Genomic DNA, 477 nt, shown 5'->3' with positions numbered 1-477 from the left:
GGGTTCTCTCGGTTCGAGCCGGCCCAGACTGTTGTAAACCAGTACGGACGGTGAGTTCGGGGCCCTGCCCATTCGCGCGCGGACGCGCGCACGCCCCCTCCCCTGCCCCCCTCCCGCGAGGGGAGGGGGGACTTGTAAAAGCTCATTTCAAGGATGTGTGAATCCGATAGCCCGCAAGCGGGAGAGGCAATCTGTTCGTAGACCCGCCGTTCGCTGCCGCTGCTCGATCTGTAGATGCGGTGGAGCAAGGGGAGGGGGGACTCGTTGAGGGTGCGATCAGGCCGGACCATGATCCACACCGCCATCGAGAGCGGCCCGGGCTGGTCCAAGGAAGCGGCCGGCCAGCGCACTGCCGCCGGCTTGGCCACGCTGCAACCAGGCCAGCGCCTGGACCGGGTCCTTCGGCACACCTGATCCCAGATGATACGCTGCGCCCAGCATGGCCTGCGCGTCGGCGTCGCCGCGCTCGGCCGCCAT

1 pseudogene is annotated in these 477 nt (G+C 67.9%); it reads right to left on the bottom strand.

Annotation, left to right across the window (positions count from 1 at the left end):
* Positions 1–276 precede the first annotated feature (276 nt).
* Positions 277–477: pseudogene (locus P409_RS35740) on the bottom strand (hypothetical protein); the annotation flags it as partial.

The organism is Inquilinus limosus MP06, assembly GCF_000767795.1.
Lineage (GTDB): Bacteria > Pseudomonadota > Alphaproteobacteria > DSM-16000 > Inquilinaceae > Inquilinus > Inquilinus limosus_E.
Note: the sequence above shows the minus strand (reverse complement) of the source record. Positions and strands in the feature narration are given on the sequence as shown.